The sequence below is a fragment of the Akkermansia sp. NBRC 115031 genome (assembly GCF_030268505.1).
In the GTDB taxonomy this organism is placed as follows: domain Bacteria; phylum Verrucomicrobiota; class Verrucomicrobiia; order Verrucomicrobiales; family Akkermansiaceae; genus Akkermansia; species Akkermansia massiliensis.
This window is the reverse complement of sequence record NZ_BSQU01000005.1, coordinates 1-15,954: the sequence shown is the minus strand read 5'-3', so window position 1 is coordinate 15,954 and position 15,954 is coordinate 1. Positions and strand designations below refer to the sequence as shown.

The 15,954-nt window shown below is 60.7% G+C and carries 10 protein-coding genes; 6 read left to right on the top strand and 4 right to left on the bottom strand.

What is annotated here, in order from left to right; all coding sequences use genetic code 11:
* Positions 1 to 92 precede the first annotated feature (92 nt).
* The 6 genes from nuoB to QSJ36_RS07660 all read left to right on the top strand — a co-directional run bounded on the left by nuoB (position 93) and on the right by QSJ36_RS07660 (position 6,721).
* Positions 93 to 674, top strand: a complete 582-nt coding sequence (nuoB, locus tag QSJ36_RS07685) for an NADH-quinone oxidoreductase subunit NuoB (RefSeq protein ID WP_022397386.1) — start codon at positions 93 to 95, stop codon at positions 672 to 674.
* A gap of 49 nt (positions 675 to 723) precedes the next feature.
* Positions 724 to 1,308, top strand: a complete 585-nt coding sequence (locus QSJ36_RS07680) for an NADH-quinone oxidoreductase subunit C (RefSeq protein WP_022397387.1) — start codon at positions 724 to 726, stop codon at positions 1,306 to 1,308.
* Positions 1,309 to 1,343: 35 nt separating this feature from the next.
* Positions 1,344 to 2,153, top strand: coding sequence for a hypothetical protein (locus tag QSJ36_RS07675; protein ID WP_022397388.1), 810 nt, complete (start codon positions 1,344 to 1,346; stop codon positions 2,151 to 2,153).
* An 8-nt stretch (positions 2,154 to 2,161) separates the two neighbouring features.
* Positions 2,162 to 2,461: a hypothetical protein gene (locus QSJ36_RS07670; protein ID WP_285468015.1), complete on the top strand. Its 300-nt coding sequence runs from the start codon at positions 2,162 to 2,164 to the stop codon at positions 2,459 to 2,461.
* A 12-nt stretch (positions 2,462 to 2,473) separates the two neighbouring features.
* Positions 2,474 to 3,601 carry an AMP-binding protein gene (locus QSJ36_RS07665; RefSeq protein ID WP_102731363.1) on the top strand — a complete coding sequence of 376 codons (1,128 nt, stop codon included), beginning with the start codon at positions 2,474 to 2,476 and terminating at the stop codon, positions 3,599 to 3,601.
* 327 nt (positions 3,602 to 3,928) lie between these two features.
* Positions 3,929 to 6,721, top strand: a complete 2,793-nt coding sequence (locus QSJ36_RS07660; protein ID WP_285468013.1) for a hypothetical protein — start codon at positions 3,929 to 3,931, stop codon at positions 6,719 to 6,721.
* A gap of 302 nt (positions 6,722 to 7,023) precedes the next feature.
* Here the strand turns inward: QSJ36_RS07660 and QSJ36_RS07655 are convergent, their stop codons facing one another.
* The 4 genes from QSJ36_RS07655 to QSJ36_RS07640 all read right to left on the bottom strand — a co-directional run bounded on the left by QSJ36_RS07655 (position 7,024) and on the right by QSJ36_RS07640 (position 15,668).
* A complete protein-coding gene (locus QSJ36_RS07655; RefSeq protein ID WP_285468012.1) occupies positions 7,024 to 10,731 on the bottom strand; it encodes a LamG-like jellyroll fold domain-containing protein in 3,708 nt (1,235 codons plus the stop codon).
* A gap of 132 nt (positions 10,732 to 10,863) precedes the next feature.
* Positions 10,864 to 11,673, bottom strand: coding sequence for a PEP-CTERM sorting domain-containing protein (locus QSJ36_RS07650; protein WP_285468010.1), 810 nt, complete (start codon positions 11,671 to 11,673; stop codon positions 10,864 to 10,866).
* 545 nt (positions 11,674 to 12,218) lie between these two features.
* Positions 12,219 to 13,541 carry a Gfo/Idh/MocA family oxidoreductase gene (locus QSJ36_RS07645; RefSeq protein ID WP_285468008.1) on the bottom strand — a complete coding sequence of 441 codons (1,323 nt, stop codon included), beginning with the start codon at positions 13,539 to 13,541 and terminating at the stop codon, positions 12,219 to 12,221.
* 24 nt (positions 13,542 to 13,565) lie between these two features.
* Entirely contained in the window at positions 13,566 to 15,668 is a 2,103-nt protein-coding gene (locus tag QSJ36_RS07640) for a M3 family metallopeptidase (RefSeq protein ID WP_285468007.1), read from the bottom strand.
* Positions 15,669 to 15,954: the final 286 nt, after the last annotated feature.

Below are 15,954 nucleotides of genomic sequence, written 5' to 3'. Positions count from 1 at the left end.
ACAGGCCGCAGAAAATCATGGCTGAACCAAATTAAGGCTTGAGAGTTGAAGGCATCTCGCTAATCTGGCTTCAGCAAGAATCATCTGTTATCATGGTCACCACGAACGAACCGAATGTTTACGAAACAGGAGTACTGGACTCCAACGCGGAAGGCAATTTTGTCTACACCACCCTGGACGCCGCCATCAACTGGATTCGTAAAAATTCCCTCTGGCCCATGCCGATGGGGCTTTCCTGCTGCGCCATCGAGTTCATGGCCGTGGCCTGCTCCCGGTATGACCTTTCCCGCTTCGGTTCGGAAGTAACGCGCTTTTCCCCCCGCCAGGCGGACGTGATGATCGTGGCCGGCACCGTCACCTACAAGATGGCCCTGGCCGTCCGCCGCATCTGGGACCAGATGCCGGAACCCAAGTGGTGCATCGCCATGGGCGCGTGCGCCTCCACCGGCGGCATGTTCCGCTCCTATTCCGTGCTCCAGGGCGTGGACAAGATTATTCCCGTGGACGTTTACATTTCCGGCTGCCCTCCCCGCCCGGAGGCCATCCTGGAAGCCCTGCTTACCCTCCGCAAGAAGCTGGATACCCAGCAGCCCGCACGCACGTTCTTCAAGAAGGAGGAACCGCGCGAAGCCAATGCCCCCGTGCCGGTCGAGACGGAAATGCCTCTCGAATAAACCTTTTCCGACCGTTTTACTCCGTTCCATCTTTTACCATTTCTTCTCCATGCCTTCTCTAGAATCACAGATCAAGACCGCCGCAGACAACGCCCAGAACCGCTTTGGGAAAGACGTCATCACGGACCGCTACGAGTTCCGGGGCGACATCACGCTGACCGTCGCGCGCCATGCCGTGGCGGACGTAGTCCGCTGGCTGCGGGATTCCGCCGGGTTTGACATGATGGTGAACCTCTGCTCCGTGGACAACATGGGGGAAAGCCCCCGCTTTGAAGTCAATTATACGCTGACGCAGGCGGAAACGGGCGTGAACCTGAGCCTCAAGACGAAGGTGGACGACGGAGAGGAAGTGCCCAGCGTCACGGAAATCTTCCAGTCCGCCAACTGGCACGAGCGTGAAGTATGGGACCTGATGGGCATCAAGTTCTCCGGCCACCCGGATTTGCGCCGCATTTTGATGTGGGAAGGCTATCCTTATTTCCCCCTGCGAAAGGATTTCCCCGTTCAGGGCGTACCTACTGAACTGCCGGGCGTCGCCTTTACGGAGGCGGCCCCCACCCAGGGAGCGCCGTTCGCCACGGAACAGGGCCGTTGCCCCAGCGCCTGCCGCGAACCCCGGTCCCATAAATTCTAGCCCATTTTCCAGCCCCGCAAGGCGGGGTCCCTCCCATGACCCGACTCCCCCTCATCCTGCCCGTATGTATCATCAGCCTGCTCAGCGGCTGCCAGGACGCCAACCCGGCAGAGCGGGAATGGAAGGACCAGTTATATAAAAACCTGGCGATCGTGGGAGCCAGAAACTGGATTGTCATTGCGGAGTCCTCCTTCCCGGCCTATACGGGAGCCGGCATCAAGACCATGGTCTCCGACAAGACGTCCGATGAAGTGCTTCTGGACGTGCTGAACATGCTGGAGGAGGAAGCCCACGTGGTGCCCCGCATCATGATCAGCTCGGAATTGCGCAGCGTTACGGAGGATTACGCCCCCGGCATCAAGCGCTACCGCAATAATATCAATAAAATGCTTCCGGGACGCCAGCATTTTGAATTGATGAGCCGCACGATCAATTCCCTGATCGAAGACGCCGCCAAGCAGTTCAACGTGCTGGTCATCAAGACCAAGACATCCCTCCCCTATTCCAACATTTACATTGAACTGGATTCCGGGTACTGGAATTCGGAATCGGAGACGGCGCTCCGCAAATCCCTGGAGGCCAAGGATGCGGTCAACCGCCGCGCGGCCCAGGACAGGGTGCTGGACGTGCCCCTTACGCCGGGAGCCGCCCCCGCGCCGCAGGACCGCAAGGAGAATCCCCCGGCGCCCGGCGCGCCCGCATCCACCCCCACGGACAACCTGCCGGAGCTTCCGCGGGAAAACCGCCAGCCGGCCTCCCCCGCCGGGAACCAGGCTCCCGGTGTGCCCCCGCCGCCCATCAAGGATCCGCTGGGAGGGAAAACCGCCATTGCCAGATTTTCATAAACCATCATATGGACAAGGCCACAGAAGAACGCCTCCGCGTGGAGGCATGGGTAGGGGACGCCATTCTGGCGCTGTACGTCAGGGAATGGATTCTGGCGGAGGAAGGAGCGATCAACGGAAAGCTTTTCATCGAATTCACCAGCAATGATTTCCTGCGCCGCACCGACAACGCCACAGGCGTGGAAGCGGAAATAGGCCGCACCTTCAAGGCAGGAGGCCTGGAAGCGGCCTATGCCTGGATTGAACATCATTTGAAGCCCCGCATGGAGGAACGCTGGCACACCCTGCGCAGAAAAGCCCTCCGGTAGCCTGCCGCCGCCATGTCCGCCTCCGGAACACCCCTGCCCTGGGACCGGGACAACGGCCCCTGCGTGATGGCCCCCCCCCATTTGAGGGATTGGGCGGAAGAGGCCGCCGCCTTCCTTTCCCGCCGGGGCATGGATGAGGTCACGGCCTTTGCCACGTCCGGTTCTTCCGGTTCGCCGCCCAAAGCCATTTTATTCACCCGGCGCGCCCTGGACGTCTGCGCGCGCGGAGCCCTGGAACACCTGCACGCGGAATGCGGGGACTGGTGCTGCCCCCTGCCCGTCTGGCACGTGGGGGGCGCCATGATTTACCTGCGCGCGGCCCTGGCCGGGACCGACGTCCATGCGCTTCACGGCAGGTGGAATCCCCAGGCCTATGCGGACCTGATGAAAAGCTCCGGGGCCTGCTGGTCCTCCCTGGTTCCCACGCAGGTGGTGGACTTGGTCAATCTGCGCCTCCGCGCGCCTTCCACCGCCGGATGCATCATCGTAGGAGGGGGGGCGCTGGACATGGAGACGGGCAGGAAAGCCCGCGCCCTCGGCTGGCCCGTGGTGCAGAGCTACGGCATGACGGAGTCCGGCTCCCAGCTCGCCACGGCTTTCCCCGGCGATCCGTACCACACGGACCGCCTTTCCCTGCTACCCCACTGGGAAGCAAAGACGGACGAGGACGGCCTCCTGCGCTTCCAGGGGGAAGGCAAGCTGTGCGGCCGCCTGCTGACGCAGCCTCATGGAGGTTTTCTGCTGGAACGGGTGGAGCCGCAGGAGTGGTGGAGCACCCGCGACCTGGTGCGCCTGGAGGGGCGTCTGCTGACCTTCCTGCGCCGGGCGGACAGGCTCGTCAAAGTCCTGGGGGAACTGGTGGACCCGGACGCCGTCCAGGATGCGCTGCGCCGCCGTGTTCCGGAGGCGGTAGTGGAGGCCGTTCCGCACCCGCGGGCCGGAATGGAGCTGGTCGCCTGCGGTCCCGCCGCTGTGCCGCTGGAACGCGCGTGCCGCGAATGGAATGCAGCTGCTCCCGGCCCCCAGCGCATCCGGGCCGTCATGGAAACGCCCATTCCCCTGACGGTGATGGGAAAACTGGACCGCCGCCGGCTGCGCGCGCTGCTGGAGGAATGCCCGGAAAAACTGCGGGAGGTTTAGTGAGGCGCATCCTCCAGGGGCTCTTTTTTAAATAATCCGGACCGGATGGACCGGATGGACCGGATGGACTGGATGGACTGGATGGACTGGATGGACGGAAGGGGCACAGGGGGGCTTAATATCCCTTGTTTACTTTGTCCATTCCGCCTTTCCCGGCTATCATTATCCTTTGCCTTGGGAGCTGCCGCACACGTGCCCGGAGCCTCCCGTCACAGCTTCATTTGTCTTCTTTAAAAAAAGAACGTGACATCATCAATAATTAAACATTCAGGCACGTGAAAAACGCTTGTAGGGCAGAGGTTTTTCCTGTTAGAAAAGAGTTGATCCATGCGTGCCCGTCTTCTGCTTATTCCCTTTATTTTTTCCGTTCCGGTTCATGCCCAGGACGTTCCGTCCCAGGCAGGGGCAAATCCACCCGTGCAGGTGGAGCAAGTCCCGGTCCGGGACCTTTCCCAGCTGCCCATGGACGGCGGCTGGACGTACGGGGAATTGCTCGGCAAGGCTGCCGCGGGAGACTTCCGGGCCAACATGCTGGCCGGGGAGTACTGGATGGGGCTTTATTACCTGAACCGGGGGGACCTGCCGCTGGCCTGCCTGGAGCACATGCAGCATTTCTTCCGTGAAGCGGCCGCCAAATCCGGTCATCCGGCTCCCAAGCTCATGATGACGGACCCCTACGGGATTTTCGGGATTTTCAAGGCGCAGTCCATGCAGCCGGAGCATGCGGAATGGCTGGACGCCTGCCGCAAGCTGGCCGAGAAGGGAGACATGGACGCCGTCACGGCGCTGTACACCGTTACGGACCTGCCGGAAGCCGAGTTGAAGCGCTACCTCGCCCCTCTGGAAAAGAAAGCCGCCTCCGGCGACCAGGACGCGCTTGCCCAGCTCGCCTTTATCAGGGTGGACTGGCTGAAGGAAGACCCCGGCAAGGTGCTTGAGTCCCTGGAGAAGCACCGGAAAAACGCCAAACCGGTTCTTCTGGCCCGGATGGGGGAACTGGCCCTTTCCCTGGGCGGGGGGCCCTCCGGCAACGATCCGGACGGCAGGAAGTGGCGGGACATGGCCGTCCAGCCCCTTTCCCAGGCCGCGGAGAAGGGACACGCGGCAGCCATGCGCCTGCTGGCGGAGATGACGAAGGGTACTGCCGCGGAGCAGTCCGGAAAGCTTCTGGCGGAATTGCGCTCCAGGGGAGATTTGGAAACCCTGCTGGGCGATCTCTCCGGCTGCATGAAGGAGAAAAGGGGAACCGTGGACGGCTACCTGCTCCAGACCCTGTTTGACCAGGCCCGCAAGCTGGGCAGCAATAATGCCTATGCCTGGTACGCCCAGTTGGTTTCCGAAGCGAAGCCACCGCAGGAGCAGGAGCTGCGCAAGGCCGCCCTGGACCTGCTGGCCCTTCATGACGAACGGGGCATGCCCTTCCTGAAGGAACCGCTTTCCCTTCCCCAGAAAAAGCTCAACCAGCTTCCCCCCTATGCCAAAACGCACAAGGAGCTGGAGCTGGCCTCCCAGCTTGGAGACGCGGATTCCAGCGTCCAGCTGGGCGAGCTGTGGAAGGAGGAACTGGCCAATACCATGGATTCCATAGGCAAAGCCCATGAAGCGCAGGAGAACATGCGCACGTGGTACAAGCAGGCGGCGGAAGAAGGCCATCCCCTGGCCAAGCTGCGCCTGGCCCAGATGGAAAACCCGGATTTGATGGACAAGCCGGCCGCGGAACCCGCCAGAACGCTGCTGACCGACTGCCTGGCGAAAGCCGCCTCCGGGGACTTCATTACGCTGAGAGGCATTTCCGAATACGTCACGCCGGAACAGTGGGAGGAGCTGACCGCCAGCCTCCGCAAAAAAGCTCAGGAAGGGGACGCCCGCAGCCAGGCGGACCTGGCCTACCTGATGCTGTTCAGCTACAGGAGCGAGGAATCCGGCTATCCGGAAGCCCTGGCCTGGGCCCGGCTTTCCGCCGGACAGGGGGATCCCTGCGGCATGTACGTGCTGGGCCGCGCCCTTATTTACGAATTCGGCCTGGAAAAACGCATGGCGGAAGGGGATTCCTGGATGTTCCGGGGGGCCCTGAAGGGCCATGTGGACGCGGCGGACATGTGGAGCTCCAATAATGAAAACCTTCAGCCTTACAGCGCCATGATGCACGGCCTGGCGGCACGGGGCCACATTCCCTCCCTGCTCTTCCTCGCCAACCAGGCGGCCTATCCCCAGGATACGGCGGAAACGGCGGCGCAGAACGCCAGCCGGAATACCTCCCATTCCGCCTACCAGCAGGTCAAGCTGAGCTTGAATAGCGAGGAAGGAAACACCCCGCCGTGGCTCCGCAAGCCGGGGCAGAAGGATAACGCGGAAGATACGCTGACGGACGCCGGAGCCGTCCCCCCCTGGATGACGCCGTCCGGCAGGGAACGCCAGGCCCCTGCCCCGAAAACCATCAATCCGGAAGCCGTGAAGTTCTGGGAACAGGCCGTGGAACTCGGCAGCCTGACCGCCCTGGACGAATTGGCCAATTATTATGAAACCGTGGCCGGGAACGTGCAGGACCCTGCGGAACGGCAGCAGCTGCTGGCCTCCGCCATGACGGCGGCCACCGCGCTGGTGAAGAAGGAGGACGTGCGCGGCCTCAAGAGGCTGGCCCGGTATTACGAGCAGGGGATCGGCGTGCAGCCGAACAAGGAGCTTCACAAGGATTATGTGCTGAAAGCCGCCGCAACCAAAGACCCGGAAGCCCTGGTGGAAAAGGCGCGCCTGCTCATCAAGGGAGAGGATATGGAGCCGGACCCGAAAACGGCGATGGACATCCTGACCAAGCTGGAACAGAACCAGACACATGCCGTGCCCGGCATGTATTTCCTGCTCGGCTACCTGCATGAGGAAGGGCTCGGCACTCCGCAGGATATGGCCCTGGCCTACCAGTTTTACATTAAGGGAGCGGAACAGGACGACGCCAAGTCCATGAACAACCTGGGCTCCATGTACGAACGCGGAACGGGCGTGGCCAAGGACCTGGCGGAAGCCAGGAAGTGGTATGAACAGGCGGCGGAGCTGGGGAATGAAGACGCCCGCGCCAATGTGGAGCGGGTGAAGGAAAAGATTAAGAAGAAGGCGGGGAAATAGGCTGCGCCTTTGCCCGGTGAATGCCCCGGAATGGGTTTGCGGGAGCAGGGAGCGCCGCAGGCCTCTGCGGCCGGCTGGGAATGAGGTGAGGAAAGCGAGCGCGATTCTTCAACGGGACATTCCCTGTTTTTAAGATGAGGAGGCCCATTCAAGGTTCGTGCATTCTGCCATGCGTGGCTGTTCGGGCCGCCCGCATGGGTATATGGCGCTCCCTGTTCCGGCCATGCCGTGCCGGGACGGATTTTGCTTTCCAAGGCGTAAGCAGGGGCGGAAAGGCACCTCCACAAGGAGGGCTGCTGAAGTTATTCCCGTGTCACTTTCAGGCGCAGGAAGCGCCGCTTCATGGCGCTGTCCTGCACGGGCTCCGCATCCCGGAATTCGGCAGACGTTTTTCCGGCGGTTTCCACTTCCCCCAGGGAAGTCCAGTTAACCAGGTCCGGGGAGACTTCCACTTCATGCTTTACCTCCGCCGCCTGAGGATTTACCGGCCACCGCAACACCAGATGCCTGCTTCCTTCAACGCCTTCTTCCACGGATACCTTCGTCACGCTTCCGCAGGGTTTCAGCGGGTCCAGGCCCGTGGCGTATTTCATCAGGTTGGTGACGCCGTCCCCGGCGGGAGCGGCATCCGCAGCCGTCCGGTCCGCCGTGGCGTCCGGCGGGAAGGAGTCCTGCACCCACTTGTCATAGCCCGCCAGGTCAGCCCCGGCCTGCGTGACGGTGACGGCGCATTCCTGCTTGTCGGAAGCGCGGAACACCACCGTTCCGGACCGTCCGGCGGCGGATTTGTTTTCCGACGCCGTCAGGATGACCGTGGTCCGGCCGATGCCGGAAGCGGCGGAAACGGAAACCCATTCCGGGGAGTCCGCCACCACCCAGCCCAGGGCTTCCTCTTCCATCTGCACTTCCACATCCACCGCCCCTCCGGCGGCGGGAACGGACGCCCCCACCCGGGACAGGCCGAACGGTGAAGCCGTCATAGGAAAGGACGTGGAGGAGACGTAGCGGTTGGCGGCCCGCAGCAGGGAGCGGCGGTCAAAGTAGTTATTGCTTCCGGAAGCGTCCGCCACGTCCAGCCCCATGTCCCAGTACATGAAGCCGGCCAGCTTCTGGTCGCTGATGTATTTGGCTTTCTTTTTGACGGTGGTGACGCCGTTGTAATGGAGCGTCAGATTGAGGCCGGAATAGGAATAAACGGCCGTGTCATGATCGGGGTTGTCCGCTTCCGGACAGTTGGCGGCTATGTCCCTGTAGCCCTTGATGTAGTCCCCCGGTTTTTTGCCGTCAGGCAGCCCGGCGGTTCCGGGCGTTCCCTGGAATGGGGCGCTCAGGATGATTTTGTTGTCCGGAAAGCCCTGGTTCCGGAATTTTCCGCAGGCGGAAACCATGCTGTTATAAGTATTCACGTCAATGGACGGCCCGTAGTTCTGGAAGGTGAAGTAGTCCACATACTGCATGTACGCCGCGGGAAACCAGTAGGCGACGGTATGCAGGGAGATGGAAAAGAACATGTCCGGATTGGTCTTCCGGATGGCCTGGGCCAGCTGGCCGTAACTGGTCCATTTTCCGTCCCCCTGGTACAGCCATTCAAAGTCCAGGTCCACGCCGTCCAGCGGATATTTTTTCAACAGGTCCCTGATGCCGTCCGCAAACCTCTGGCGGGCGGCGGCATCCGGCAGCATGGCGCTCCACGCGCCTCCGGCAATGCCCAGGCGGATGCGCATGCCTCCCACCCCTTCCGTCATGCCGCGCAGCGTGCGGACATGTTCCGCCCAGGAGGCGGTATCACGGCCGAAGACGTCGCTGTTCCCCCAGTGGGCCACGATGAGACGGTCATTCCAGTTGGGCTGTACTTCCGTGCCCAAACGGTTGACGGGCCGGGCCAGATGCCACACGCGCATGTCGTCTATTTTCCCCTTCAGGTTCCGGCCCACGACGGCATTCGGCGTGCCGTTCATCTCCCCGGCGGCAACCGCCGCCGTCTGCAGGGGGGCGCCGTTCAGGTAAAAGACGGCCGTTCCCGCCGTGGAATTGCGGATGAAGGCCAGCCAGAAGTATTCATGAAGGGCTACGGCGGGCAGGTCCGCCTCCCAGGCAGCCGTGGAGCCCGCCTGCAGGCGCGCCTTGTAATGGCCGTCCGCCCACGCCAGCGTCATGGACACGCTGTCGTTTTCAAACAGGGTGACGTTCTGCTCCCCGGCGGATAGAGCCAGGTTCACTTCAATCGTGAACGCGTTGGCATTGCTGCCCGCCAGCAGTCCGTTGCCCACGTTCATATAAGCGTCTTCTCCGGTGAATTCCAGAACGTTCGTCCGCGCGCCGTCAGCGGGGAGAAGCTGCACGCCCCGGCTTTCCGTCACGTCGTTGTCCGGGTAGGAAAAGCTGATGTCCCCATTGGCGGCGGCGGAAGCGGCGCCGATGTAAATGATATCCGAGTTATTGATCATGTGGGGACGGGACGGCCAGTTCCACATGATATGGCTTTCGCGGACGTACCCGGTCACCAGCATGTAGCGGAAGGTGTTGTTGTCCATGACGATGGAGAATTCCGTGCCGGACGGCGTCACCGCCTGGTACGGGCGGGTGAAGGAGCTGCCCGTTTTGTCCGCGAATTCCGTCCACTTGGCGTCCCGGAAGTCTCCGTCCAGCCGCCACAGCCCCACCAGGCGGCCATACCTGGGGTGGGCCATGGGCAGCGGCCCCGTCAGGAAAAAGTCGTCCGCTCCGGTCCCCAGCTCCGCATTCCAGAACCGCAGTTCGTCCCGGGCTCCCTTGAACTGCGCAGCCAGCACCAGGCCTGTCCAGCCGTTTTTCATGGAGGCCAGGTAAGGCGCGGCAGGAGCGGTTCCCGCCAATGTTCCGTCCACATACAGGCTGACGTTTTCCGTTCCCAGGGCCACGGCCACATGGTGCCAGGTTCCGGCGGCGAAGGGCTGGCCGGAAGCCTCCACGGAGGCGGGAGTTTCCGCATTCCCGGATTCCAGATGCAGACGGCCTCCGTTCAGGGAGAGCGTGGAAGCCCCCAGGGAAAGAATAGCGCCGGAGGCGGCGTCCCCATCCGGCCTGACCCAAAGTTCGCAAGTCATTTCCCCCGTTCCGGTCCAGGCATCCGCAGGCACGGGAAGCGCCACCGGGGAGGAAAGAACGGTCAGCACCCTGTTGTGGAGCACGCTGACGGGCTTCGGCTCCGGAGCGGGAGGGGCCGGGGTATCATCCGTGCGGACAGTCAGCGCATTCAGATTCAGGGTTCCGGTTCCGGCGGAGCTGCCTTCCTTCACCACGTCAAAAACGAGCGTCCCGGCCTCATCCGCTGCCGCGGTCCATTCCACCGCCATATAGGTATCCGCGTCCGCCGTGTTGACGCCCCCTTTCCACGTGTCTTCCGTGCGGGAACCGGTGGAGGTCTGAAGCGCCTTTACGTCCACATGAGCGCCGGATACCAGGGAAACGGACTGGTACGCGGGCTTGCCGCTGCCCAGGAAAAAAGAAACGGCATATTCCTTGCCGGGCGCCAGTCCGGAGAGGGAAACGCGCACCGTGCCGGCCCGGACCGCCATGCCGTTGGTAAACAATTGCAAACTCGTATTCAGGGCTTCCCCATGATTCGGAAAGGAGAAGGCGCTTTCCGCCTGCAGCACGCCGCCCGGCTGCCCTCCGCGGGTTTCCCCCTTTTCCCGCCACGTTGAATTGGCGTTGTTATAGCACATGTTTCCCACGCTCGCTTCCGATTTGGCCGTTACCGCCAGATAAACGGAGCGGCCAAATAGCGTTCCAGCCAGCACGGGGGAGGAAGAGGCTTCCAGGTTATTCCTCCGCAGGGGCACGCTTTTCAGCGTGGAGGATGGCGTGGTGGTCACCACCCCCATATTCGTCCAGCCCGGCTGTGCCGCAGAAGCCGCATTGCCGAAGTCCACGCCAAAGGATTCCACCGTTCCCGCACCCTGCCCCGGATTCCCCAGAGCGGAGAGAGCCACCGCCACAAGGACGCCGAAGAGATATTTCTTTTTCATAGATATAAGGTTATTAAATAATCTAACAGATAGACTTCTGCAAATAAAAAATGCCGGAAAGGAGGGATGAACAACATGGGCGGTCCATCCCTTCTTTCCGGACATCTCGTCAAAGATAATGCTGAATGCTCCTTAGTTTTTGCGCCGCCGCAACAGCAGCGCCGCCAGTCCGAGCAACCCCAGGGATGCCGTGGCCGGTTCGGGAATGGGTTCGGTTGCCAGCATGAATCCGTTCAAGCTGACATCTGCATTTACCACATCCGCGGCCGCTCCGGCGGAGCGTTCATAAGTGAGCGTCACCTGGCCCGAATTGTTTGTGGTGAATGCCCATTCCATCCCCACGCCGGAAGAATCCGTCGTCCCCTGGAAGGTTGAACCGGTCACCGTTCCCGCTCCTTCATAGCCGTCCATCAGGCTGCCTGTGACATTGCTGACACCGCCCGAGAGGGCCATGCTGGTTTTATTGGTTGAGAAACCGTTGTTGCCCAGAACGTACAGATAATAGGTGGTATTGGCCGCCAGGCCGCTCAACGTGAATTGCAGGCCGACGGTCTGTCCCTTCACCCCGTTGCACTTGCCGGAAATGGAAGATTGCGCCATGCTGTCCGGGAAGAGGGAGTTGATGGAGGGGGACGTGCCTGTCGCGTCCAGGTAACCCGCATTCATGGCGGCGGTGCTTTTGTACGCCATGGTGAGCGTGACGTCCTGACCGCCCAGATTGCCGAGAACCACGGACGGGGAAACGTTTCCCCCGTTTTTGCTCAAGGAAGCAATGGAGGCGTAGGAGGTGGCTTTTCCTCCCGTGATGGAGGAAGCCTGGGTAGCCACACTGATCCAATCCGGATCCCCCGCAGAGGAAGAACCCAGATTAATTTTCAGGGAAGCCGCAGAAGCCGCGGAGACGGCGCCTGCCAATAATAGCAGAATGAATGATTTCTTCATGGTTTTAGCCAATTCACAAGATATATGCCGGATTTGGAATCCGGTATGGATGTTACAGCCGTGAAAAATTGTTCTTCCTGATGCTCTGCAACATTTCCCCATTCCCCCTTTTCACAGCTTTATACCGCCGGCCCTGACGACTACCGCCGCCAACATGCAAAGACGGTCAGTAATGATTGCGGAACAAAAAGAAAGCCTGTTATATCAGGAAATCCCTACGGCAATTTCCAGGATATTGCCAAGCCAAATTTCCTTAAAACGTTTTTCTTTCAATTTTGTAGGCTTGACTCCGGATTCCAAATCCGTCCGTTTTATAACCCTGTCCTGACCAATAAGTTATTTTTTATCATTTAAAACCGGAATATTTATGATTTCCAGACTTTACCAAATATTCTTTTTCTGTATTTCCACGAATTCCATTAATTATTCCGTTTTTCATGGAGGAAGATGGTTGCAGCCATCTACGGTTTCACATCCGGAACCAGCAATAAAAAACGGACGGTTTCCCGTCCGTTTTCTGGAAATTGAAGTGTTGAACTACCGGATCAGTAGTCCAGTTCACCTCTCATGACCCGGCGCTCGAATTCGGCCACGTCCACCACCTGGCCGGTCAGCCGGGCGTGTTCCGTGGCAAAGGCCATGACATGGGAGTGGGCGGATTCTTCAATGGAGGTGGTCATGTTCGCCGGAGAGGGAACCGTCAGCATGTCATCGTAAAGGGCTTCCACCAGCCCCCAGTCACCGCCGCCGTGGCCCTGGTAGCCGCCAGCCAGTTCCTCCAGCTCCACCACGCGGGTTTTTCCGCCAAAGTGGGGCGTGACGGTGATTTCACCGGGGCCGTTTTCCTTGTAGAAGGCTCCGGCGCGGATTTTGCCTTTGGTGCCGTATACTTCAATATGGCGGCCCTGTTCAAAGGCCGTCATCGTGAAGGTGCCGGTCAGGCCGCCTTCAAAGCGCATGATGGAAACCTGGTGGTCCGGCTGGTCGTTGTCGCACTGGAGGTAGTCCCTGCCCCACGGGGAGGTTTCAAGCCATTCGCAGATTTCCTCTGCGGTGGCTTCCTGCGCGCGGTCGTAAACCATGCCCAGCCAGCGCTTGCATTCGTCGTCCGTGGCGTATTTGCGGGCGTCCCAGGGGTCTTCCCCCACCGGGGTGGTCCAGTCCGTGCAGCGTTCCGGCCGGGGGGAAGAGAGCGTTTTTTTCGTGAAGAAGGTGAGCTCCCCGAAGCTGGCTACGGAGAGGCACTTGCGCCGCCCCATGAGCCAGTAGAGGATGTCCATGTCATGGCAGCATTTGGCCACGATCATGGGGGTGGAGGTCTTGCTGTTCCCCCAGTGGCCGCGCACGAAGGAGTGGGCGAAGTGCCACGCCCCCACGCCTTCATTGGCGTTGAAGGTGATGACGTCCCCTATTTCCCCGCTGGCGATGATTTTTTTCAGGGTGCGGTAGAACTGGGTGTAGCGCAGCACGTGGCACACGGCCACGCGGCGTTTCAGCTGGCGCGCCAGGTCGCGCAGTTCCAGCGCTTCCTTCAGCGTCTTGGCGATGGGTTTTTCCAGCAGGACGTGGTAGCCCAGCTCCATGGCCTTTTTGCACGGGGCGTAGTGGTAGTCGTCCTGCGTGCCGATGATGGCTACGTCCGCCAGGCGCGGTTCCTCCAGCAGGGAGGCGGCGTCCTTGAACAGGCGGATGGAGTCCCGCTCCTCCTCCGGGGCAAAGTCACGCACGGCTTCCGTGCGCTGCTTTACGGGGTCCGCCGCGGCGGCGATGCGGTAGCGGTTTTTTTGTTCCATGGCCAGCTTCATGTAGGTGCGCGTGCGGGAGCCGCACCCGATGCCGGCGAGGGAGAGTCTTTTTTGTTCAGGCATGAGGATTGTGTTAGAGAGATTGATTTAAAGGATGCCGGATTTGACAAGCAGAGCTTCCGCGTCCGGATCACGGCCCATGAAGTCGCGGTAGAGTTCCGCGGCAGGCTTGCTGTTGCCCTTGCTGAGGATGCAGCGGCGGAAGTCGCGCCCGGTCTGCGGGTTCAGCACCCCTTCCTTCAGGAAGCGGCTGAAGGCGTCCGCTTCCAGCACTTCCGCCCATTTGTAGGAGTAGTAGCCGGAGGCATAGCCCGTGGGGTCCGCGAAGATGTGGGTCAGGCGGCGTGCCACGGAGGGGCCGCGATCCGTCATCGGCACCCGGTAGTCCGCCAGGATGCGTTCATCCGTTTCTTCCAGCGGAGTGCCCTTGTACCGCGGCCAGTTCACGTGAAGCTCCAGGTCCAGCTTGCCGAAGCAGAGCTGGCGCATGAAGTCCGTGCCGCTCATGTAGTTGCGGGCGGCGCGCATTTTGGAGAACAGTTCGTCCGGGATTGTTGCACCCGTTTCATAGTGCGCGGCGAAGAGGTCCACGGATTCCCGCTCCCAGCACCAGTTTTCATTGATCTGGGAGGGCAGTTCCACAAAGTCCCAGGCCACGTTGGTGCCAGCCAGGGATTTCACCTCCACATCAGAGAGGAGCTGGTGCAGCAGGTGGCCGAATTCATGGAAGATGGTTTCCACCTCCCGGTGGGACAGCAGCGCGGGCTTGTCCCCAACGGGCTTGGTCATGTTGCCGACCATGAGGCCCAGATGGGGCACGCGGGGCTTGCCGCCGTGCGGGGGTTCCCCCACGCTGAGGTAGTTCATCCACGCTCCGGCGCGCTTGGAGTCCCGCGGATGCCAGTCCGCATAAAAGGAACCGAGATGTTCCCCGCTTTCCGCATCATGCAGTTCATAGAACAGGACGTCCGGGTGCCATACTTCCACCGCGCCTTCCGGCACTTCCCCGAATTCACCGGGCTTGAACGCCACCGTAGGGCGCGGCATTACCGTGATGCCGTACAGGCCGGAGTAGATGGAGAAGAGGCCGTCCATCACCTTTTCCACAGAGTAGTACGGGCGCAAATCTTCCTCGTCAAAGGAGTAGAGCTCGCGGCGGCGTTTTTCAGACCAGTAGGCGGTTTCCCACGGGGAGAGCTTTTCCACGGGTTTTCCGGTTTTTTCCTCCTTGTACCGCCGTACGGCTTCCATGTCTTTCAGGAAGGAGGGCTTCACCTTGTCATGGAGGTCATTAATAAAATTCAAGGCGTTGGCTCCGCTCCCGGCCATGCGGCGGGAGGTGGCGTAGTCCGCAAAGCAGCCATACCCCAGCAGATGGGCCTTTTTATCCCGCAGTTCCAGGATTTCCGCAATGAGGGCCTCGTTGTCATATTCCCCGTCCTTCCCTATGGAGCAGGAGCCTTCCCACATTTTACGGCGCAGTCCGTCCGAGTCCGCAAATTGCATGACGGGCTGGAGGGAGGTGAATTTCTGCGTGAAACGCCAGCGGGGGGCTTCTTCCGTGCCGTGGCCGTTGGCCAGGGCGTCCAGCCGGGCGGCTTCCTTCGCGGAGTCCGGCAGGCCGGAGAGTTCCGCTTCATTTTCCACGATGAGTTCCCAGGCGTTGGTGGAGTCCAGCACGTTTTCCGCGAATTTCTTGGTCTTCAGGGAGAGCCGGGCTTCTATTTCCGCATATTCCGGCTTCACCTCGTCCGGCAGGTCCGCCCCGCTTTCACGGAAGTCCGCCAGCGTTTCCTGAATGAAGCGCTGCCTGACGGGGGAGAGGTTTTTCACCCAGTCACAGGCCGCGGCTGCTTTCAGGACCGTCCACAGGCACGGGTTCAGCGGAACGGAGGAGGAGAAGGCGACCACTTCCGGCAGCATTTCCCCGATGGCTTCCCGCTGGGCGGGTTCGTCATTGACGGAGTCCAGATGCATGATGCGGCCCCAGCCGAGGTGCAGTTCCTCAGAGGCTTTTTCCAGAGCGCCGAAGGTGCTTTCATAGGTCAGGGAGTCCAGCGGCTGGTCACAGATGGCCTGGATGTTCGCCCTGGCGCGGGAGATGGCTTCCGTAACGTCCGGCTTGATGGCGTCCGGCGTGAGCCGTGACCAGGAAACGAGGAAGGAGGGGTCCAGATAGGGATGGTTCATGTTGCTTGATGTATTTGTTATTGAAAATGAAGATGGCCTTATTCCGGGAATACAGGAGTTCATGGGAGCTCCGGCCTTCCCTGCGGCGGCCATGAAAAGATGAAGTTTACCATGTTTTAGGAGAATCCGGAGGAGCGGCGTTTGCCTGTTAAATATTTTGGCTATGTCACAACAAACAGTTGATAAATAGCCATTTTTATAGGGGAGTATCAGAACTCCCCTACAAACTGTTATTTGCAGTTATCTATACTCATTTGGAATTTCGATATGAAGTGTCTCACACAAT

Bases quoted from the DNA above. Each gene is read 5' to 3' on its own strand.
- nuoB (WP_022397386.1), top strand. From the start codon at position 93: ATGGTCACCACGAACGAACCGAATGTTTACGAAACAGGAGTACTGGAC.
- QSJ36_RS07680 (WP_022397387.1), top strand. From the start codon at position 724: ATGCCTTCTCTAGAATCACAGATCAAGACCGCCGCAGACAACGCCCAG.
- QSJ36_RS07675 (WP_022397388.1), top strand. From the start codon at position 1,344: ATGACCCGACTCCCCCTCATCCTGCCCGTATGTATCATCAGCCTGCTC.
- QSJ36_RS07670 (WP_285468015.1), top strand. From the start codon at position 2,162: ATGGACAAGGCCACAGAAGAACGCCTCCGCGTGGAGGCATGGGTAGGG.
- QSJ36_RS07665 (WP_102731363.1), top strand. From the start codon at position 2,474: ATGTCCGCCTCCGGAACACCCCTGCCCTGGGACCGGGACAACGGCCCC.
- QSJ36_RS07660 (WP_285468013.1), top strand. From the start codon at position 3,929: ATGCGTGCCCGTCTTCTGCTTATTCCCTTTATTTTTTCCGTTCCGGTT.
- QSJ36_RS07655 (WP_285468012.1), bottom strand. From the start codon at position 10,731: ATGAAAAAGAAATATCTCTTCGGCGTCCTTGTGGCGGTGGCTCTCTCC.
- QSJ36_RS07650 (WP_285468010.1), bottom strand. From the start codon at position 11,673: ATGAAGAAATCATTCATTCTGCTATTATTGGCAGGCGCCGTCTCCGCG.
- QSJ36_RS07645 (WP_285468008.1), bottom strand. From the start codon at position 13,541: ATGCCTGAACAAAAAAGACTCTCCCTCGCCGGCATCGGGTGCGGCTCC.
- QSJ36_RS07640 (WP_285468007.1), bottom strand. From the start codon at position 15,668: ATGAACCATCCCTATCTGGACCCCTCCTTCCTCGTTTCCTGGTCACGG.